Here is a 19140-nt window from a genome sequence, read left to right on the forward strand (position 1 = left end):
AGGTCAGACGAGGCGGACGTCGCGGCGGTTGACCTTGCCCGTCGCGTTCCGGGGCAGCTCCTCGAGCGTGATCTGCCAGCGGGTGGGGACCTTGTAGCGCGCGAGGCCGGCCGCGGTGTGGGCGCACAGCTCCTCCTGGGAGACCTGCGCCCCCGGGTGCAGCACGACGACGGCGGCGACGCCCTGGCCGTAGTCGGGGTCGGGGACGCCCATGACGATGCACTCGCGCACGGCGGGGTGGGCGACGATCCGGTCCTCCACCTCGGCCGGGTAGATGTTCTCTCCCCCGCGCAGGATCAGGTCGGAGCGCCGGCTCGAGATGTGCAGCTGGCCGTCGGTGAGATGACCGAGGTCGCCGGTGCGGAACCAGCCGTGGGGCGCGGTGGAGGCCGCTGTCGCCTCGGGGTTGTCCCAGTAGCCGAGCATCAGCTGGGCGCCCCGCAGGTGGATCTCCCCCTCGACCCCGTCGGGCACGGGAAGGCCCGCGGTGTCGCGGACCTCGACCTGCACGGTCGGCACGGGGCGTCCCACCGTCGTCGGGTCGGCGGCGAGCTCGGCGGCCAGCGCGAGAGTCGCGGCGGTGCTCGACTCGGTGAGGCCGTACGTCGTGCCGAGGGAGCGCCCGGCGGCGGGCAGGGCCTGCCGCAGCGCCTCCTTGAGCTCGGGCGAGGAGGGCGCGCTGCCGACCGAGATGCTGCGCAGCGACGACAGGTCGAATTCGGCGAGCCGGTCGCCGAGCTCGACGATCCGGCTGAGCATGGTCGGCATCGCGCCCCAGTTGGTGACCCGCTCGGACTCGATCAGCCGCAGCACCTGCTCGATGTCGAACTTCCCGAGGTGCAGCACGGCGGTGTCGCCGACGACCAGCCGGACCACCGCGAGGTTGTGCAGCGCGGCGATGTGGAACAGCGGCGTGACGAGCAGGAACCGGCGATCCACCTGCGGGAAGCCCATCTCCGCGGCGATCGCGTCGTTGAGCAGGTGGAACCACACGGCGGCGATCACGTTGCGGTGCGAGTGGGTGGCGCCCTTGGCGCGACCGGTGGTACCGCTCGTGAACAGGATGACGGCCGGGTCGTCCTCTGCGATCTCCCCGTCCGGCTGCGGGAGCGCGACACCGCGGTGCGCGGCGGTGATCCGCGGCAGGTCCTCCTCGACGGTGAGCACGCGGACGCCCATCCCATCGGCCATCCGGGCCCGCGGCGCGTCGGCGATGAGCACCTTCGGGGTGGTCAGCTCCAGGCCGTGGACGAGCTCGGGCTGCGCCCACATCGAGTTCATGCCGACGGCGACGGCGCCGATCGAGACCGCCGCCCAGAAGCCGACGATCCACTCGGGGCAGTTGGCCGCGCACAGCGCGACCCGGTCGCCCCTGCCGACGCCGTGCTCGGTGCGCAGCACGTGGGCCAGCGCGGCCACCTCGTCGTAGTGGTCGGCGAAGCTGATCCGCCGGTCGCGGGTCACCAGGTACTCCGCGTCCCCGAAGTCCCGCGAGGCCTCGAGCAGCTCACGCAGCGAGTGCTGCCGGTGGGCGTAGACCTCGAGGTCCTCGCCGCGCACGTCCTCCACCCGGATCTCGTACGGCGCGCCGGGCGCGGTCAGTCGCGCGACGGCCTCCTCACGCGTGGTCATCCTCTTGCTCTCCTCGTCCACTACTGCGCTCACCGGATGGTCAGCTGCCCGCCGTCGATGTTCCACGCCTGCCCCGTGACCCAGGCGGCCTGGTCGCTGGCGAGGAACACCGCGGCCGCGGCGACCTCGGCCGGCTCGCCGGTCCTGCCGAGCGGGAGGTTGGCGCGCACGTAGGCCTGCCACGACTCGGGGTCCCGGTCACCGATCCGGCCGGTCTCGGTCACCCCGGGACACAGCGCGTTGACCCGGATGGCGTGCCTGCCGAGCTCCTTGGCGGCCGACGAGGTCAGCGACTGCACGCCCGCCTTGGAGGCGGAGTAGGCGCCGGTGCCCGCGCCGCTGAGCTTCCCGCCGATCGAGGAGATGTTGACGATGCTGCCGCCCTCGCCCTGCGCGACCAGCTGCCGGCCGAAGACCTGGGTCATCAGGAAGGTGCCGCGCAGGTTGACCGCGATCACCCGGTCGAACGCCTCGACGGACAGCTCGGTCAGCGGGACCCGGTCCTCGCCCCGCGACGCGGCGGCGTTGTTGACCACGACGTCCACGCGTCCGAGCTCGGCGAGCGTGACCTCAAGCAGCCGTCGTACGGCGTCGGGGTCGGCGACGTCGCACACGACCGGGAGCGCCCGGCGGCCCAGCGCGCGCACCTCCTCGGCCACCGACTCGATGTCGTTCCAGCCGGCGGCGATCTCGTCGGCGGGCCGGTCCTCGGGACGCCGGCCGGAGCCGGTGACCACGACGTCACAGCCGGCCCGGGCGAGCTCGACGGCCAGCGACCGGCCGATGGAGCGCATCCGCCCGGCGCCGGTGACGACGGCGACCTTGCCGGCCAGGCCGGTCAGCTCGTAGCCCATGGGACCTCCTGCAGCTCGATGAACAGTCCGCGTGCCTCGACCGTGCGCGCACCGTCGACCTCGACCCACGCCTCGGCGGTGGTCTTGCGACCGGTGGTCGCCACGATCCGGGCACCCAGCTCGAGGGGGACGTCCAGTGGGGTGCGTGCGTGGTAGCGCAGGTCGAGGGTGCCGGTGACCGAGCGGCGCCCGGTCGCCTGGACCAGCGTGCCGAGCATGCAGTCCATCAGGTGCGCGAGGTAGCCACCGTGCACCGACTCGGGCGGCCCCTCGTAGAGCGCGTTCGGCACCGTGGTGGCGTACGCCGCGTCGCCGTCGAACCGGATCGCGAGCGGCAGCGCCTGCGGGTTGAACCGGAACACCGGCCAGGCCAGGTCCGGACCGACCTCGCGGGCCCGGGCGGGGTCGGCGAAGGAGGCACGCAGCGCCCGCGGGCGGGTACGCCGCCCGAGCGTCTCGGCGAGCTCGTCCATCCGGGTGCGGGCGGCGCGCAGCTCCTCGAGGTCGACGTCCGTGGTCGCCGCGGCCAGCATGAGCCGCCGAGTGGCGGCCGCCAGCGCGGCGACCTCCTCGGCGACCGGCTCCGCGACCTTGTCCGCCAGCACGTCAGACCCGCTCGACGATCGCGCCGGTGACCTGGGCACCGCCGGCGCAGATCGCGACCATCGCGAGCTGCTGGTCGCGGCGCTCGAGCTCGTCGAGCACGGAGGCGATCAGGCGGACGCCGGTCGAGCCGACCGGGTGGCCCAGCGCGATCGCGCCGCCGTTGACGTTGAGCCGGTCCTCGTCGACGTCGTGGACCCGGGCGAAGGACATCGGCACCGAGGCGAAGGCCTCGTTGACCTCGAACAGGTCGATGTCGCCGATCGTCATGCCGGTGCGCTCCAGGAGCCGCTCCCCCGCCCGGACCGGTCCGTCGAGCAGGTACTGCGGCTCGGCGCCCAGCAGGGTCTGGGCGACGATCCGCCCGCGTGGGCGCAGGCCCTCGGCGCGCGCCCGGTCCTCCGACATGACCAGCGCCGCGGTGGCGCCGTCGGAGATCTGCGAGGCGGTACCCGCGGTGTGCAGCCCGCCCTCCCGGATCGGCTTGAGCCCGGCGAGCGCCTCCAGGCTGGTGTCCCGCAGGCCCTCGTCGCGGGCGACGACGGTGCCGTCGGGCAGCTTCACCTCGATCACCTGACGGTCGAACCGTCCTTCGTCCCACGCGGTGCGGGCCCGCTGCTGCGACCGGAGGCCGAAGGCGTCGAGGTCGGCACGGGTCAGGCCGCGGCGCTCGGCGATGCGGTCGGCGGCCTCGTACTGTGCCGGCAGGTCGACGCTCCAGTCGTCCGGGCGCGGCCGGCCGACGGTGCCGTCGCCGAGGTTCGCCAGCAGGGGCACCCGCGACATGGCCTCGACACCGCAGGCGATGCCGGCGTCGACGTACCCGGCCGCGACCTGGGCGGCGACCAGGTGGACGGCCTGCTGGGCCGAGCCGCACTGGGCGTCGATGGTGGTCGAGCCGATGTCGTCGGGGAAGCCCTGGTGCAGCCAGGCGAAGCGCACGACGTTGCCGGACTGCTCGCCGGCCTGGGTGACGCAGCCGCCGACGACCTCGCCGATGCTGGCGGGGTCGACGCCGGTGCGCTCGAGGATCCCGCGCTGGGCGCGGCCGAGCAGGTCGACGGCGTGCAGGCCGGAGAGCGCGCCGCCGCGGCGGCCGTAGGGCGTGCGGATCGCGTCGACGATGACGGGTCGGGCCATGGTTCTTCTCCTCGTCAGGCCGGCGCGCCGATGCGCGGGGCGGTGGGCAGGGCGTCGCCGAGCTCGGCGGCGACGGCGTCACCGCTGCCGAGCGAGAAGGCGACCTGGCGGCCCCACAGGAAGTAGCGGTGGACCGGGTAGTCGATGTCGGCGCCGATGCCGCCGTGCAGGTGCTGCCCGGCGTGGACGACGCGCAGCCCGCCGACCGAGGCCCACCACTTGGCGACCAGGCTGGCCGACTCGGCGGCCTCCTCGTCACCGTTGTCCAGCAACCAGGCGGCCTTCTGCGTGGTCAGCCGGATCGCCTCGGTGTCGAGGTAGGCGTCGGTCGCCCGGACGGCGACGGCCTGGTTGGTCGACAGCGGCCGGCCGAACTGCACGCGCTCGGAGGTGTAGGCGGCGGTGATCCGCAGGTCCTCCTCGCACACGCCGAGCGCGACCGCGGCGAGCGCGATGCGCAGCCGGCGCCGGGTCCAGGCCACGACGCGCGCGCCGTCGGCGGGCAGCAGGTCGTCCTCGGTGAGGACGACGTCCTCGAAGGCGACCGCGCCCGCGCTCTCGTTGCTGGTGGCCGCGACCGGGACCACGGTGACGCCGCGCCGGTCGACGGGGACGACCGCGACCCGCAGGCCGCCGTCCTCCAGGGCCACCGGTACGACGACCGCCGCCGCCACCGGCGCGGCCGGCACCTGCGGCAGCTCGCCGGTGACCCGCAGCCCGCCGTCGACCCGGAGCCCGGTGAGCCGGGCGACCTGGCCGGGTGCGGCGTCGAAGGCGCCGGTCACGATCAGGGTGCCCTCGACGACCGGTCCGAGCCATCTCTCGACCTGCGCGGCCGAGCCGAACTCCGCGAGCGGCAGCGCCGCGCCGGCGACGACCGACCACAGCGGCACGGGTGCGACGTGGCGGCCCTGCTGCTCGAGGAGGGCGACCAGGCCGCCCACGCCGAGCCCGGCGCCGCCCTTGTCCTCGGGGACGGCGATGCCGATCAGGCCGGAGGAGGCGAGGGTCTCCCACAGCCTCGCGTCGAAGCCGCCGTGGTTGCGCTCGACGTCGACGACGCGCTCGACCTGGGCGAGGTCGCCCAGGATCTGCGCGGCGAGGTCGCGGACCTCGGCGTGGTCCTCGGTCAGGGCGAAGTCCATCTCAGTTCCCGTCCTTCTTCTCGGTCTGGTTCTCCTTGCGGCGGGCCCCGAGCGTCATGCCGAGCGTCTTGGCCGCGACGATCTCGCGCATCACCTCGTTGGTGCCGCCGCCGAAGGTGTTGTTCTGGGCGCGCCGCCCGAGTGACTCGACCCGGCCCTCGATGGCCGCGCCGGGCGAGCCGGGGCGGAGCAGGCCGGCGGCGCCGAGCACCTGCTGGAGCCGGCCGTAGGCGGTCACGACGGCCTCGGTGCCGAAGATCTTGGCGGCCGCGGAGTCGCCGCCACCGAGGGTGTTGGCGGCGACGTCGGAGACCAGGCGCAGGTTCATCAGGTCGGCGGCGCTGAGCAGGGCGTAGGTCTCGGCGAGGGCGCTGCGCACCCACGGGACGTCGTACAGCGTCGTCGCACTGTCCGGGCCGAGCTTCTCGGCCTGCGCCCAGGCGAGCACCTCGTCGTACATCTGGTTGGCGATGCCGCCGCGGGCGGCCAGGGCGACCCGCTCGTGGTTGAGCTGGCTGGTCATCAGCTTCCAGCCCTGGTTGAGCTCGCCGACGACGTTGCTGAGCGGGACGCGGACGTCCTCGTAGTAGGTGGCCGAGGTGCTGATCCCGCCGACGGTGTGGATCTCGGTGACCGAGAACCCGGCGCTGCTGGTCGGGACGAGCACGACCGAGATGCCCTGGTGGCGAGGAGCGTCGGGGTCGGTGCGGACCGCGAGCCAGACCCAGTCGGCGAAGACGCCGGCGCTGGTGAAGATCTTGTTGCCGTTGATGACCAGCTCGTCACCGTCGATCCGGGCCCGGGTCTGCAGGCTGGCGAGATCGGTGCCGGCGCCGGGCTCGGTGTAGCCGATCGCGAACATCAGCTCGCCGCGCAGGATCTTCGGGAGGAAGAAGTCCTTCTGCTCCTTGCTGCCGTGCTTCATCAGCGTCGGTGCGACGGTGTTGAGGGTGACCAGCGACAGCGGGGCGCCGGCGCGCAGCGCCTCGTCGTAGAAGACGTAGAGCGCCTCGGGGTCCTCGCCGCGGCCGCCGTACTCGATCGGGAAGCCGAGGCCGAGCCAGCCGTCCTTGCCCATCTGGCGCAGGATCCGGTCGAACACCGGCCCGCCCTCGGTCTGGTCGGCCAGCGCGGCGCGGTCCTCGTCGTCGATGGTGGCGGCGAAGTAGGCGCGCAGCTCGGTGCGCAGTGCCTTGGAGCTGTCGGAGAGCTCTGGGTACATGGCGTGCTTCCTTGGTGGGTGGGGTGTCAGCGCGGGAGCCGGAGCACCCGGCGCGCGATCACGTTGAGCTGGATCTCGATGGTTCCGCCGCCGACGAGCACGGCGGGCAGGCCGAGGTGGTCGATGACGGGGTCGGTGGTGTGCTTGCCGGTCGGGGGTACGGCGACCAGCGCGTCGCGTCCCAGGACGCGGAGCAGGTCGCGGGAGTTGTCGCGCTGTGCGATCGCGTTGCAGACCTTCTGCACGCTGACCTCGGCGCCCCCGCCGACGCCGCCGAGCCCGTCGATCCGGGCCAGGACGGAGCGGAGGTTCAGCGCGGAGAGGGCCATCTCGCGGCCCACGCAGCGCCCGAGGACCTCGACGACGGCATCGCGCGAGGCCTCGTGGGCGCCGGAGGCGAGCACCGCCCGGACCAGGTCGCTGGAGCCGTGGCTGAGCCGGGCGCCCATGCTGAGGCGCTCGTTGGCGAGGGTGGTGACGGCGAGCCGCCAGCCCGCGCCGGGCTCGGCGACGAGGCACTCGTCGGGCACGAAGACGTCGTCGAGGAAGACCTCGTTGAACTCCGAGAGCCCGGTCGCCTGGCGCAACGGACGGACATCGACGCCCTCGCTGCGCATGTCGACGAGGAAGTAGGAGATCCCTGCGTGCTTGGGGGCGTCGGGATCGGTGCGGGCCAGGCACACGCCCCAGTCGGCCTCGGCGGCCATGGAGTTCCACACCTTCTGGCCGGTGAGGACCCAGCCGCCGTCGACCTTGCGGGCGCGGGTGGACAGGCCGGCGAGGTCGGAGCCGGCGCCGGGTTCGGAGAACAGCTGGCACCAGAAGATCTCGCCGCGCAGGGTCGGGTCGACGAACCGCTGCTGCTGGGCGGGCGTCCCGTGCAGCAGCAAGGTCGGCAACACCCACTCGCCGATCACGGTCGAGGGCTGGGCGAGCGCGCGGCGGGCGAACTCCTGGGCGATGACGGCCTGCTCCTCCGGGCCGGCCGCTCGGCCCCAGGGCTCGGGATAATGCGGTGCGACGAGGCGCGCGTCGGCGAGGTGCTCCTGGCGACGGCCGCCGCGCGAGGGCGCCCAGCCCGTGGCGGGAACGCCGTCCTCGGGGAGCGCGAGCGCGGCGTCGAGGACCGCGGCCAGCTCGGCACGCAGCTCGGGCAGGGCGTCGTCGGCGACGAAGCCGAAGTCCCGCTCTCCCTCGAGGGCGGCAGCGCCCAGGCGGGCGGCCCACGTCGCCTCCGGGCCGTTGGCGGCGGACAGGCTGATCGCGCGGCGCCAGTAGAGGTGGGCGTCGTGCTCCCAGGTGAAGCCGATGCCGCCGAAGAGCAGCACCGCCTCGGCCGCGACGTCGACGGCCGCGGGCAGCGCGGTGAGGCCGACCTGGGCGGCGGCGAGGCGCTGCTGGGCCGGGTCGTCGTGCTCGTCGTCGCCGGCGCGGGCCGCGTCCCACGCGGCGGCTCCGATCATCTCGGCCTTCACCAGCAGGAGGGCCGCCTTGTGCTGCACCGCCTGGAAGCTGCCGACCGGGACGCCGAACTGCTCGCGGGTGGAGACGTGGGCGACGGCCGCGTCGACGCACCACCGGGCGACGCCCGCGGCGTCGGCGGCGAGCAGGGCAGCGGCGGCCAGCTCGGCCCGCTCGGCGGCGGGTGCGGGCAGCACCTCGGCCGCGCCCACGAGCCTGCCGTCGAGGACGAGCCGGCCGACCGATCGGGAGAGGTCGGTGGCCGGCTCGCCGATCACCTCGCCGGCGGCGGGCGTCAGCACGCACCACACCGGCTGGCCCGTGGCACTGGTCGCGCGGACCACGACCAGGTCGGCGCCCGGCAGGCCCAGGACGGGTCGGGTCTCGCCCTGCAGGAGCCAGCCGCCGTCGTACGGCGTCGCGGTGAGGCCGGGCCCGTCGGACAGGGCACCGGTGGCGCCCTCGGCGAAGCCCTCCAGCGCTGCGCTGCGCACCGGGCTCTCCGGTGCTGCCGAGACGACGGCGCTGGCGAGGACGGTGCTCAGGAACGGGCCGGGGTGCAGGGCGCGGCCGAGCTGCTCGGTGACGACGGCGAGCTCGACCAGACCGGCGCCCGCGCCGCCGTCCTCCTCGGGCAGGTGGATGGCGTGCAGGCCCTGCTGGACGAGGGCGTCCCAGGCCTCGGGCCGCTTGCCGGCGGCGAGGTCGTCGAGCTGGGCGCGGGTCGCCTCGACCGGGGCGGCCCGGCGGGTCCAGGCGGCGACGGAGTCGGCCAGGTCGCGGTGGTCGTCGGTGAGGGCGAGTGCCATGTCAGAGCCGTTCGATCAGGAGGCAGGTGGTGGCGGCGGACGCGCAGATCGCGACCATGGCGACCTGGCCGTCGCGGCGCTCGAGCTCGGCGAGGGCGGTCGCGATCAGCCGGATGCCGGTGGCGCCCGCGGGGTGGCCGAGGGCGATGGCCCCGCCGTTGGGGTTGAGGCGGTCCTCGTCGACGCCGTGGACCCGCGCGAAGGACATCGGCACCGACGCGAACGCCTCGTTGACCTCGAACACGTCGACGTCGCCGATGCTCATGCCCGCGCGGGCGAGCACCTTCGTGGCGGCCTCGACCGGGGCGTCGAGCATGTACTCGAGGTCGCCGCCCATCACGCACTGGTTGAGCAGCCGCGCCCGCGGCCTCAGGCCGAGCTCCGCGGCCCTGCCGGCCGACATGAGGAGTGCCGCGCTGGCGCCGTCGGAGACCTGCGAGGACGAGCCGGCGGTGTGCAGGCCGCCGTCCTTGACCGGCTTCAGCCTCGCCAGTGCGTCCGTCGAGGACTCGCGCAGTCCCTGGTCCCGGGTCACCGTGCCGTGGTCGGGCGTGGGGACCGGGATCAGCTGGTCGTCGAAGACGCCGGCGTCCCAGGCCGCCGCGGCGCGCTGCTGGGAGCGCAGGCCGAAGGCGTCCAGGTCCGCGCGGGCGAAGCCGCGGCGTGCGGCGATCCGGTCGGCCGCCGTGTACTGGTCCGGGTTGTCGACCGACCAGCCCTCCGGGCGCGGCGTCCCGAGACCGGTGCCGACCTTGTAGGTCAGCGGGACCCGCGACATCAGCTCGACGCCGCACGCCATGCCGACCTCGAGCGAGCCGATCGCGATCTGGCCGGCGACCAGGTTGACCGCCTGGGCGGCCGTTCCGCACTGGGCGTCGATGGTCGTCGTACCCGTCGCGGTGGGCAGCCCCGCGTGCACCCAGGAGGTGCGGGTGATGTTGCCGAACTGCTCGCCGATCGGGGTCACGCAGCCGCCGATGGCCTGCTCGACGAGCGCCGGGTCGATGCCGGCGCGGTCGAGGACGCCGCGCTGGGCGTGCCCGAGCAGCTCCGCGGCGTGCACGCCTGAGAGCCAGCCGTCGCGCTTGCCGAACGGCGTGCGCGCGGCGTCGACGATCACGGGGCTCATGCGGATGCTCCTTCGAGGGGGTGGACGGTGAGGCCCCAGTCCCGGATCAGGTCCAGGCTCACGGTGGTGCGGCCGGTGACGTCGGCCGGGCAGTCGCACAGGGCGAGGACGGCCTCGGCCATCTCCGCCAGCGACTCGACCTGGTCGGGCCGGAGGGTGTCGCCGACGAGCAGCGACGCGCCCTCGCTGAGGACGGCGGCCCGCGGCTGCACGGTGTTGACCCGGATGCCGGTGCCGTGGAGCTCGGCGCCGAGCCCGTTGGTGATCCGGTTGAGCGCGGCCTTGGACGCGGCGTAGACCGCGAGGTCGGTGCCGGGGGCGACCAGCTCGAACGGCGGCCCGCCGAAGTGCCGGGCGGACGCGCTCGAGAGGTTGACGATCCAGCCCTCCCCCGCCGCGCGCATCCCCGGGAGCACGGCCTGGGCCAGGTCGAGCGGCGCGTGCACGTTGACCTCGAAGCTCAGCCGGCGCCGGCGCAGCGGGAAGTCGGCCAGCGGCTGGTAGATCGCCGCCGCGGCGTTGTTGACCAGGATCTCGACGGTGCCGCCGAGCAGCTCCTCTGCGGCCGGCACGATCCCGGCCCGGCTGTCCTCGTCGGCCAGGTCGGCGACGTACGACGCCACCCGGGTGCCGTACGACGCCAGCCGCGCCGCGGTCTCGGCGAGGCTGCCGTCGAGGCGGCTGCCGCCGGGCTCGGCGGTGCGGGCGACGAGGACGACGTCGGCGCCCTCGGCGGCCAGCCGCTCGGCGACGCCGGCGCCGATGCCCCGGCTGGCGCCGGTCACCAGGGCGCGGCGGCCCGCGAACCGCCTGCTCATCGGTCCGCGGCGAGGACGAGCGCCGAGTGCGGGACGGGCGATCCGCCGGTGACCAGCACGTTGTCGAGCGTCTTGCCGGGCTGGTTGACCGACGTGCCACGGACCAGGCGCACGCCCTCGGCGATGCCGTTGACGCCGTGGATGTAGCCCTCGCCGAGCTGGCCGCCGTTGGTGTTGATCGGCAGGCGGCCGTCGAGCTCGAGGTTGCCGTCGGCGATGAAGTGCCGGGCCTCGCCGCGGCCGCAGAAGCCGTACTCCTCGAGCTGCAGCAGCACCATCGGCGTGAAGGCGTCGTACAGGATCGCGGCGTCGATGTCGTCGGGACCGATCCCGGCCTGGCGCCACAGCTGCTGGGCGACCAGCTCGACCTCGGGCATCGCCTCGATGTCGTCGCGGTAGTAGCTGCTCATCGAGATCTGCTGCGGGCCCACGCCCTGCGCGGCGCCGGTGATCACGGCCGGTGGGTGCGGCAGGTCGCGCGCCCGCTCGGTGCTGACGATCACCAGGGCCTGGCCGCCGTCGCTCTCCTGGCAGCAGTCGAGCAGGCGCAGCGGGTCGGCGATCATCCGCGAGGCCTGGTGCTCCTCGATCGTGATCGGGCGCTCGAAGAACCAGGCCTTCGGGTTGGTGGCCGCGTGCTTGCGCGAGAGCACCGAGATCTGGCCGAAGTCGGCGCTGGTGGCGCCGTACCTCTCCATGTAGAGCCGCGCCAGGAACGCCTCCTGCTGGGCCGGCGTGAGCAGGCCGTAGGGGTTGATCCAGTTGCGGTACTCCTGGTCGGTGTTCTGGTTGTAGGCGAACGGCGGCGGGCCCTGGCCGAAGCGGTGCCCGGAGCGCTCGTTGAACGCGCGGTAGACGACGACCACGTCGGCGACGCCGGACGTCACCGCCAGCGCGGCCTGCTGCACCGGCGCGCAGGCACCGCCGCCGCCGTGCGGGATCCGGCTGAAGAACGTCAGCTCCGGGATGCCGAGCGCGCGGGCGACCGCGATCTCCGGGTTGGTCTCCATGGTGAAGAGCGCGAACCCGTCGACCTCCTCGACGCCGACCTGCGCGTCGTCGAGGGCGGCGAGCACGGCCTCGCAGGCCAGCTGCCACTCGCTGCGCCCGGAGTTCTTGGAGAACTCGGTCGCACCGATGCCGGCGATCGCGGCGCCGCCGGAGAAGGTCGTGCTCACTGGATGCCTCCGATGGGCTGGTCGAGGGTGACGGTGGCGGTGACGTGCGCGCCGCGGGCGTTGCGGCCGGCGACCTTCAGCGTCACGGCGGCCTCGGTGACCTCGGCGACCTCTCCGGAGAACGTCATGGTGTCGCCGGGGAAGTTCGGTACGCCGAGGCGCAGCGCCACCTTGCGGATCCGGGTCGCCGGGCCGAACAGGTCGGTCACGTAGCGGTCGAGGAAGCCGTTGGTGGAGTTGATCGACATGAAGATGTCGGGGGTGCCGCGGTCGTTGGCCTTGGCGGGGTCGTGGTGCACGTCCTCGAAGTCCTGACTGGCGATCGCGGTCGCGACGATGGTCGTCCGGTCGAGCGGGAGCGCGAGCTCGGGCAGGACGTCGCCGGGCTTCGGCGCGGTCACTCGGCACCTCCCGTCGTGGCGGCCGGACGCAGCTGCGGCAGCACCTCGCCGTGCGCGTGCTCGGCGAAGCCGACCTCGAGCTCGAAGCCGCGGCGCAGGTCGGCGTGGTCCACGCCGCTGATGTCGGCAACCAGCCGGGTGCCCTCCTCGAGGTCGACCAGGCCGACCGCGAGCGGGTAGGTGAACGCGGGGTCCTGCGGGTGGTGGACGACCGTCCAGCTGTGCAGCGTGGCTCGCCGGGTCGACTCGACCGTGTCCCACTCGAACGAGCGGCACGAGGGGCAGGCCGGGCCGGGAGGGTGACGCAGCGTCTTGCAGTCGGTGCAGCGCTGGATCTCCAGCCGGCCCTCGCGGGCGGCGGTGAAGAAGAACTCGTTGTCCTGGGTGACCGTCAGGCCGGGGACGGCGGTCCGTCGCTCCGGGGTGGCGTCGCTCATGCCGCGGGCTCCTTGGGTGCGTCCTTGGTGGTGGGGTCGAAGCGGAGGATCACGAACCTCTCGTCGACGAGCAGCTCGCCCGCCTGGTCGACGTACCGCTTGCGCAGCGTGATGAAGCAGCCGTTGCCGAGGCCGGTCCGCTTGATCGGGGAGATGTCCTCGATCGTGAAGTGGCAGGTGACCCGGGTGCCGGGCGTGAGCTCGCGGACGTACTCCTGCTCCTGGGCGGTCGCGACCACCGAGGTGAAGCCGTGCTCGTCGAGCAGCGCCAGCAGCCGCGAGTAGGCGTGGTCCTCCTGGACGCCCTCGGCGCGCAGCGCCTGGACCTGCCGCCAGCGGCGGTAGCCCTGCATCACCCAGGTGGTGACCATGGCCGGCGGGCAGATCACGTCGTCACGGCCGGTGGCGCGTGCCGCCTCGGGGTCGACGTACACCGGGTTGTGGTCGTCGTGGGCCTCGACCCAGTTGCGGATCATCGCCTCGTTGACGGCGTACCGCGCCACGCGGGGCGGCTCGGCCACCTCGCCGACGAACTCCCCGAACCGGGACTCGAGCTCCTCCATCGACCGTCCTTCGCCAGATCGCGCCTTCTTGAGCAAGCGCTTGGTTATTGGCCGTGGCACCGGCCCCTTCGCTCGGTCACCATGTCCGTCCCGGGCCCTCTCGCGCGAACGGCACTCCCGCTGAGCGGGCACGTCTCCCCCGCGCTCCGGCCGACCGGAGAGAATCCGGGACGACCGACCAGGAGGAGCCCCATGCGCACGATCACCGGCCGGCGTACCGAGATCATGGAGGTCGCGGCGGCGATGTTCGCCGAGCGCGGCATCGGCGCGACGACGGTCCGCGAGATCGGCGAGTCGGCCGGCGTGCTGTCGGGCAGCCTGTACCACCACTTCTCGTCGAAGGACGAGATCGTGCGCGAGGTGCTCGCCGACTTCATGGACCAGATCGAACGCGCCTTCTCGGCCGTCGCGGCCGCGTCCACCTCCCCGGAGGAGACCGTGCGCGGGTTGGTCCGCGCGACGCTGGAGTGCATCGACAGCCACCCGCACGCGACCCGGATCTACCAGCGCGACCGCGCCTACCTGCGCAAGCACGGCCTGCTGGACGCGATCGACACCAAGTCCCGCGCCGTACGCCGGCACTGGCGCACGGCGATCGACGCCGGGATCGCCTCCGGCGACTTCCGTGCCGAGGTACCGGGCGACGTGTTCTACCGCTCTCTGCGCGACACCCTGTGGGCCACCATGCACTGGCCGAACCGGGCGTCGTGGTCGACCGAGGAGTTCGCCGACCTGATGGCGTCGATGTTCCTCGGTGGCTTCCGGGCCGGCTCCTAGGTGAGCCCGAACATCACCCGCGGCGAGACCGGCACTCCCCCGTCCGGCTCGGCGATGCCGTACTCCGCGGCGGCCTCGGCGGTGACGACCACCGTTCCGGTCCGCCCGTGGACGGCGGGATCGGCGGCCAGTGCGGCGACCACGCGGCCCTGCAGCTCAGGCGTCTCGGCGTCGGAGACGGGTACGCCGGCGATGGACTCCAGGCCGCTGGCGAGCAGCTGCTCGGTGCGGACCAGGCCGGGCCACAGCGAGAGCACCGTGACGCCGTCGGTGCCGAGCTCGAGCGCGAGGTCCTGGGTCATCTTGTCGAGGCCGGCCTTCCCGACGCCGTACAGCGTGGAGTGGAGGTAGGCGCGGGCGCCGACGGAGGAGACGTTGACGACCAGGCCGCTCCCCTGCGCGACGAGGATCGGCGCGGCGGCGTGGGTCGCGACGAAGTGGGCGCGCAGGCCGATCCCGACCAGGCTGTCCCAGTCCGACAACGGCCGCTCCCAGAACCGCTCGGGGCGCACGTGGTTCATCCGCGGCCCGGCCCAGACGTTGTTGACGAGCAGGTCCAGCCGGCGGTGCTCCTCGGCGACGCCGCGGACCAGCGCGGCGACCTCGGCGTCGTCCTCGTGGTGGCACGTGCGGGCGCTGCCGTGTCCGCCGGCAGCGTCGACCCGGGCCACGGTCGCGGCCAGCCGGGACTCGTCGCGCCCGGACACCACGACCGTCCAGCCGGCCTCGGCGAGGCCGACCGCGATGCCCTGCCCGACCCCCTTGCTGCCACCGGTGACGAGGGCGACCCGCTCGCCGCTCACCGCAGCGACCCGCTCACCGTGAAGCCGTCGGCGAGCGGCTGCTCGAGGGTCCACAGAGTGGTGACGGCGGAGCGGGCGATGCGCCACTCGCCCTCCTCGAGGGCATAACCGTCGTCGTACTCGATGGCGCTGACCCGCTCCACCTGCGCGACCAGGTCGACCTGCCGGAAGCGCAGCGTCCAGCGGCCCGTCGCCTCGGTGGCGCCGAGCACGTCGATGTCGGCGTGCAGGGCGTGGTGCATGTCGAGGACGGCGTAGCGGCCCTCGACCTTGCGCAGCGCGATGCCCTCGAACACCCCGACCAGGGCGTCGGCGCCCTCGAACCGGCCGATCCGCTCGCCGTAGTCGAGCACGGCGCCCTCGGCGACGAACGCGGCGCGGAACCCGGCGGGATCCTTGGCGTCGCAGGCGCGCAGGTAGCGGTGCTTGAGGGCCTTGATCTCCGCGACGGCCTCGAGCCGGGCGACGCGGTCGGCGAGCGTTCCTGGGGCGGTCATGCCAGCACTCTGACGGAGTCGCACCGGTCGCGGGAAGCGGCCTCCTGCTGGCCGGGAGCGACCGGGTCGCGGCGGCCCCGGCCGGCAGTAGCATCCGGACGTGAGCAACGAGGTCCTCATCGCCGTCGAAGAGCTCCTCCCCGGGATCGCCGAGCGGGCGCCCGCCGCTGAGGACGCGCGCCGGATCCCGGACGAGACCATGGCCGAGCTCGTCGGAGCGGGCGTGTTCCGCATGCTCCAGCCGAGCCGGTACGGCGGCCGCGAGGGCGACCCGCTCGAGTTCTACGAGGTCGTGCGGGCGATCGCCGGGGCGTGCGGCTCGACCGGCTGGGTCGCCGGGGTCGTCGGCTGCCACCCGTGGCAGGTCGCGCAGTACCCGGACGCGGCCCAGCAGGAGGTGTGGGGCGCCGATCCCGACACGCTGGTCGCGTCGTCGTACGCCCCCGTCGGGACGATCACCCGGGTCAAGGGCGGGTTCCGGCTGAGCGGACGGTGGAGCTTCTCGTCGGGCTGTGACCACGCGGCGTGGGCCACGCTCGGCGGCCTGCTGGTCGACGCGGAGGGCCGGCCCCAGGACTTCATGACCATGCTTCTGCCGCGCGCGGACTACACGATCATCGACGTGTGGGACGCGATGGGCCTGCGCGGCTCGGGCAGCAACGACATCGTCGTGGACGACACGTTCGTGCCCGAGCACCGGGCGTTGCGCAACTACGAGCAGCACCAACTGCAGGCACCCGGGCGCGCCGTCAACACCGGCCCGCTCTACGCGATGCCGTTCGGCACCGTCTTCCCGATGGCGATCACCGCGCCGGTGATCGGCATCGCCGCCGGCGCCCACGAGCGCTACCTGGGCACGATGCGCGACCGGGTGCGGCTGAGCCTGGGCGGCGGCCGGTTCGCCGAGGACCCGCACGCGCACGTCACCGTCGCGCGCGCCGCCTCGGACATCGACGCCGCGATCCTGCAGACCGAGCGCAGCGTCCGCGACATCTACGCGTGCGCGGTGCGGGGCGAGGAGATCCCGATGGACTGGCGGTTCCGGGCCCGCCGCGACCAGGTCACCTCGACCGAGCGCGCGCTTGCTGCGGTCGACGCACTCTTCAAGACCGCGGGCGGCTCCTCGCTGCGCCGCGGCAACCCGATCGAGCGGGCCTGGCGCGACGCCCACGCCGGCGGGGTCCACGTCGCGAACGACGTGGAGCGCGCGCTCACGATGTACGGACGCCACGCCTTCGGGCTCGACGTGGAGGACACGCTCGTCTGACCCGGCCGGGTCAGCGCATCATGTCCTGCACCGCCCGCCACCCGAAGACCATGGCCGTGCCGATCGGCACGCCCGGCCCCGGGTAGCAGGCGCCCGACAGCGACGCGCTGGCGTTGCCGGTGGCGTAGAGCCCGGGCAGCGGCCGGTCGTCGACGCCGAGCACACGCGCGTCGACGTCGGTACGCAGCCCGCCCTTGGTGCCGAGGTCGGCGAGCACCAGCCTGGCGGCGTAGTACGGCGGCTGGTCGAGCGGGACCAGCGCCGGGTTGGGGCCGTCGCCGACCGCGAAGAACTGGTCGTACTCGTCGGTGCCGCGACCGAAGTCCCCGTCGGTGCCCGCCGCGGCGAAGGCGTTGAACCGGTCGAGCGTCGCCTGCAGGTCCTCGGCCGGAAGGCCGGTGTCGATGGCCAGCTCCGCAACGGTGTCCGCGCGCACCCAGGTGCCGGCGGCGAGGTGCTCCTCGGCGGGCGCGGCCGGCATCGTGATCGCCGGCGCCACCCCGCCGGAGCGGGAGTCGAACACGAACCAGGCGGGGATCCGGCCCGGCTCGGCCGAGAGCCGGCGGCCCATCTGGTCGTAGGGCAGCGACTCGTTCGCGAACCGACGGCCCTGCTGGTCGACCACGACGCCGCCGCGGAACCCGAGCGTGAAGGCCGCCTGGCCGTCCGGGGTGAGCAGGCCCGGGCACCACCAGCCCTCGTCCATCAGCTCGGTGGTCGCGCCGATCGCCACGGCGGCCGCGATCGGCTCCCCGGTGTTGGTCGCCGCCGGCGCCATCGCCCATGCGGCGGCACCGGGGACGCCGTACTTGGTCCGGAGGTCCTGGTTGCGCTCGAAGCCGCCGCTGCCGAGCAGCACGCCGCGGCGCGCGGCGATCCGGCGCGCACCGCCGGCAGTGGCGGCGATGACGCCGACGACGCGGCCCTCGACCACGACGAGCTCGGTCATCTCGGTGCCGGTGCGGACGGTGCCGCCGTGGTCGTGGAAGGCATGGAGCAAGCGCCCGATCAAGGCCCGGCCACCGACGAGCGGCTGGTCCGGGTGGTGCCCCAGGCCCGCGCGGTCGCGGTCGACGGCGGGCCGCACGAGGTCGGCCAGCCCGGCGGGCAGCGCGTCGGCCGGCAGCGGGACCGGGACGATCGAGCGGCCGCCCGGCACCCGGCCGGGCGCGTCGAAGTAGTCGGGGAACGCCTGCGCCACCAGCTCGACCGCCGGCTCGGCCTCGAGCTCGGCGACCACCGCCGGCGCGGCCTCGAGGAAGGCCTCCTGACGCGCCGCCTCGGCCTCGCCGAGCAGCGCGCGGAGGTAGGTCCGGCCGGACTCGGTCGAGTCCGCCGATCCCGCACGACGGGTGACCTCGCTGCCCGGCAGCCAGGCGGCGGCGCCGGAGTACGCCGAGGTCCCGCCCAGCAGCGCGGACTTCTCCAGCACGACGGTGCTCAGTCCGTTGCGGGCGGCGGTGACCGCGGCCGCCATCGCGCCGGCTCCGGAGCCGACCACGACCACGTCGTAGGTCTCGTCGTACTGCGTGGTCATCGGGCCTCCTGCGTCGCGGACGTTCCGGCCCACCTTGGCGGCGTCGTCGCGACGGCGCCGGTCCGGCTCCCGATCAGCGGAAGGACGCCAGCCGGTGGGCGACCGCCCGCGTCGCGCGCACCACCATCGGGGCGAGCTGCTCGAAGTCGATCTGCGGCCCGCCGACCAGCGAGATCCCGCCACACGGCCCGTCGCGGCCGATGATCGGCGCCGCGACGCAGCCGAGTCGCAGGTGGTTGCGCCCCCGGTCGAGTACGACGCCCGCCCGGGCCCGGACCCGCACCAGCTCGCGGTGCAGGGCGACCAGGTCGACCCGCCTCTTGTCCGAGGCCTGTGCGAGCTGGACGGCGACCAGCGCGTCGACCTCCTCGGGAGGCAGGAACGCCAGCTGGGCCTTGCCGATCAGCGCCCACGACGCCGGCAGCCGTCCGCCGACCCGGCTCGGGACACGTGCGGCGAGGGCACCGCCGACCTTGTCCAGGATCCGCACGTCCGCACCCTCCAGCACGCCGAGGTGGACGACCAGCCCGGTCTCCAGGTGCAGGCTGCGCAGGGTCTCGGCCGCCGCGGCACGCAGGTCCATCTCGGGGGCATCGCCGCCACCGAGGCCGAGCGCCCGACTGCCGAGCGCGTAGCCGGCCGGCGTGTGGCGCACCCAGTCGAGCGCGATCAGCTGGTTGAGGATCCGGTGCGCGGTCGACCGGGGCAGCCCGGTCGCGTCCTGCACGTCCTCGAGCGAGAGCCGCGACGACGGCGACCCGAAGGCGACCATGATCGTGGTCATCCGTTCGACCATCGACGGCGGGCGCTCCTCGGCCCGGTCCCGGTCGGCCCTCTCGAGGACTCCGCCCGACGTGCTCATCGCCA

The 19140-nt window shown here is 74.0% G+C and carries 19 protein-coding genes; 2 read left to right on the forward strand and 17 right to left on the reverse strand.

The window, feature by feature from the left end; all coding sequences use genetic code 11:
- Window positions 1-3: 3 nt before the first annotated feature.
- From FBY23_RS18725 to FBY23_RS18785, 13 genes are read right to left on the reverse strand one after another with little or no spacing between them, the layout of a single operon-like run.
- Window positions 4-1632, reverse strand: coding sequence for a class I adenylate-forming enzyme family protein (locus FBY23_RS18725; protein WP_141799522.1), 1629 nt, complete (start codon window positions 1630-1632; stop codon window positions 4-6).
- 29 nt (window positions 1633-1661) lie between these two features.
- Window positions 1662-2486 (reverse strand): SDR family NAD(P)-dependent oxidoreductase, encoded by an 825-nt coding sequence (locus tag FBY23_RS18730; RefSeq protein ID WP_141799523.1) that lies wholly within the window; start codon window positions 2484-2486, stop codon window positions 1662-1664.
- Window positions 2471-3091, reverse strand: coding sequence for a PaaI family thioesterase (locus FBY23_RS18735; protein ID WP_141799524.1), 621 nt, complete (start codon window positions 3089-3091; stop codon window positions 2471-2473). Before FBY23_RS18735 ends, FBY23_RS18730 begins: the two co-directional genes overlap by 16 nt.
- 1 nt (window position 3092) lies before the next feature.
- Window positions 3093-4229, reverse strand: a complete 1137-nt coding sequence (locus tag FBY23_RS18740; protein ID WP_141799525.1) for a steroid 3-ketoacyl-CoA thiolase — start codon at window positions 4227-4229, stop codon at window positions 3093-3095.
- Between the two features lie 14 nt (window positions 4230-4243).
- Window positions 4244-5374 (reverse strand): acyl-CoA dehydrogenase family protein, encoded by a 1131-nt coding sequence (locus FBY23_RS18745; RefSeq protein ID WP_141799526.1) that lies wholly within the window; start codon window positions 5372-5374, stop codon window positions 4244-4246.
- A gap of 1 nt (window position 5375) precedes the next feature.
- Window positions 5376-6596, reverse strand: coding sequence for an acyl-CoA dehydrogenase family protein (locus tag FBY23_RS18750; protein WP_141799527.1), 1221 nt, complete (start codon window positions 6594-6596; stop codon window positions 5376-5378).
- Between the two features lie 26 nt (window positions 6597-6622).
- Window positions 6623-8866 (reverse strand): acyl-CoA dehydrogenase, encoded by a 2244-nt coding sequence (locus FBY23_RS18755; RefSeq protein WP_141799528.1) that lies wholly within the window; start codon window positions 8864-8866, stop codon window positions 6623-6625.
- A 1-nt stretch (window position 8867) separates the two neighbouring features.
- Window positions 8868-9995 carry a steroid 3-ketoacyl-CoA thiolase gene (locus FBY23_RS18760; RefSeq protein WP_141799529.1) on the reverse strand — a complete coding sequence of 376 codons (1128 nt, stop codon included), beginning with the start codon at window positions 9993-9995 and terminating at the stop codon, window positions 8868-8870.
- Window positions 9992-10813: an SDR family NAD(P)-dependent oxidoreductase gene (locus tag FBY23_RS18765; RefSeq protein ID WP_141799530.1), complete on the reverse strand. Its 822-nt coding sequence runs from the start codon at window positions 10811-10813 to the stop codon at window positions 9992-9994. Before FBY23_RS18765 ends, FBY23_RS18760 begins: the two co-directional genes overlap by 4 nt.
- On the reverse strand, window positions 10810-11991 hold the full coding sequence (locus FBY23_RS18770; protein WP_141799531.1) for a lipid-transfer protein: 1182 nt from the start codon (window positions 11989-11991) through the stop codon (window positions 10810-10812). The genes FBY23_RS18765 and FBY23_RS18770 overlap by 4 nt, the downstream gene beginning before the upstream one ends.
- Complete coding sequence (locus tag FBY23_RS18775; protein ID WP_141799532.1) at window positions 11988-12392, reverse strand: MaoC/PaaZ C-terminal domain-containing protein; 405 nt, start codon at window positions 12390-12392, stop codon at window positions 11988-11990. The genes FBY23_RS18770 and FBY23_RS18775 overlap by 4 nt, the downstream gene beginning before the upstream one ends.
- Window positions 12389-12829 carry a Zn-ribbon domain-containing OB-fold protein gene (locus FBY23_RS18780; protein WP_141799533.1) on the reverse strand — a complete coding sequence of 147 codons (441 nt, stop codon included), beginning with the start codon at window positions 12827-12829 and terminating at the stop codon, window positions 12389-12391. The genes FBY23_RS18775 and FBY23_RS18780 overlap by 4 nt, the downstream gene beginning before the upstream one ends.
- Window positions 12826-13392: a MaoC family dehydratase N-terminal domain-containing protein gene (locus FBY23_RS18785; protein ID WP_141799534.1), complete on the reverse strand. Its 567-nt coding sequence runs from the start codon at window positions 13390-13392 to the stop codon at window positions 12826-12828. The genes FBY23_RS18780 and FBY23_RS18785 overlap by 4 nt, the downstream gene beginning before the upstream one ends.
- 192 nt (window positions 13393-13584) lie before the next feature.
- Here FBY23_RS18785 and FBY23_RS18790 point away from each other — a divergent pair, with 192 nt between their 5' ends.
- Window positions 13585-14169, forward strand: a complete 585-nt coding sequence (locus tag FBY23_RS18790) for a TetR/AcrR family transcriptional regulator (RefSeq protein ID WP_141799535.1) — start codon at window positions 13585-13587, stop codon at window positions 14167-14169.
- Here the strand turns inward: FBY23_RS18790 and FBY23_RS18795 are convergent.
- Together FBY23_RS18795 and FBY23_RS18800 are read right to left on the reverse strand one after the other, a co-directional pair.
- Window positions 14166-14972: an SDR family NAD(P)-dependent oxidoreductase gene (locus FBY23_RS18795; protein WP_141799536.1), complete on the reverse strand. Its 807-nt coding sequence runs from the start codon at window positions 14970-14972 to the stop codon at window positions 14166-14168. The genes FBY23_RS18790 and FBY23_RS18795 overlap by 4 nt on opposite strands.
- Complete coding sequence (locus FBY23_RS18800) at window positions 14969-15469, reverse strand: nuclear transport factor 2 family protein (RefSeq protein ID WP_141799537.1); 501 nt, start codon at window positions 15467-15469, stop codon at window positions 14969-14971. The genes FBY23_RS18795 and FBY23_RS18800 overlap by 4 nt, the downstream gene beginning before the upstream one ends.
- Window positions 15470-15569: 100 nt before the next feature.
- Here FBY23_RS18800 and hsaA point away from each other — a divergent pair, with 100 nt between their 5' ends.
- Window positions 15570-16736 carry a 3-hydroxy-9,10-secoandrosta-1,3,5(10)-triene-9,17-dione monooxygenase oxygenase subunit gene (hsaA, locus tag FBY23_RS18805; protein WP_141799538.1) on the forward strand — a complete coding sequence of 389 codons (1167 nt, stop codon included), beginning with the start codon at window positions 15570-15572 and terminating at the stop codon, window positions 16734-16736.
- A gap of 10 nt (window positions 16737-16746) precedes the next feature.
- Here hsaA and FBY23_RS18810 read toward each other — a convergent pair whose 3' ends face one another.
- On the reverse strand, window positions 16747-18273 hold the full coding sequence (locus tag FBY23_RS18810; RefSeq protein ID WP_141799539.1) for an FAD-dependent oxidoreductase: 1527 nt from the start codon (window positions 18271-18273) through the stop codon (window positions 16747-16749).
- Between the two features lie 73 nt (window positions 18274-18346).
- On the reverse strand, window positions 18347-19135 hold the full coding sequence (locus tag FBY23_RS18815) for an IclR family transcriptional regulator (RefSeq protein ID WP_141799540.1): 789 nt from the start codon (window positions 19133-19135) through the stop codon (window positions 18347-18349).
- Window positions 19136-19140: the final 5 nt, after the last annotated feature.

Source organism: Nocardioides sp. SLBN-35 (assembly GCF_006715725.1).
Classification (GTDB): domain Bacteria; phylum Actinomycetota; class Actinomycetes; order Propionibacteriales; family Nocardioidaceae; genus Nocardioides.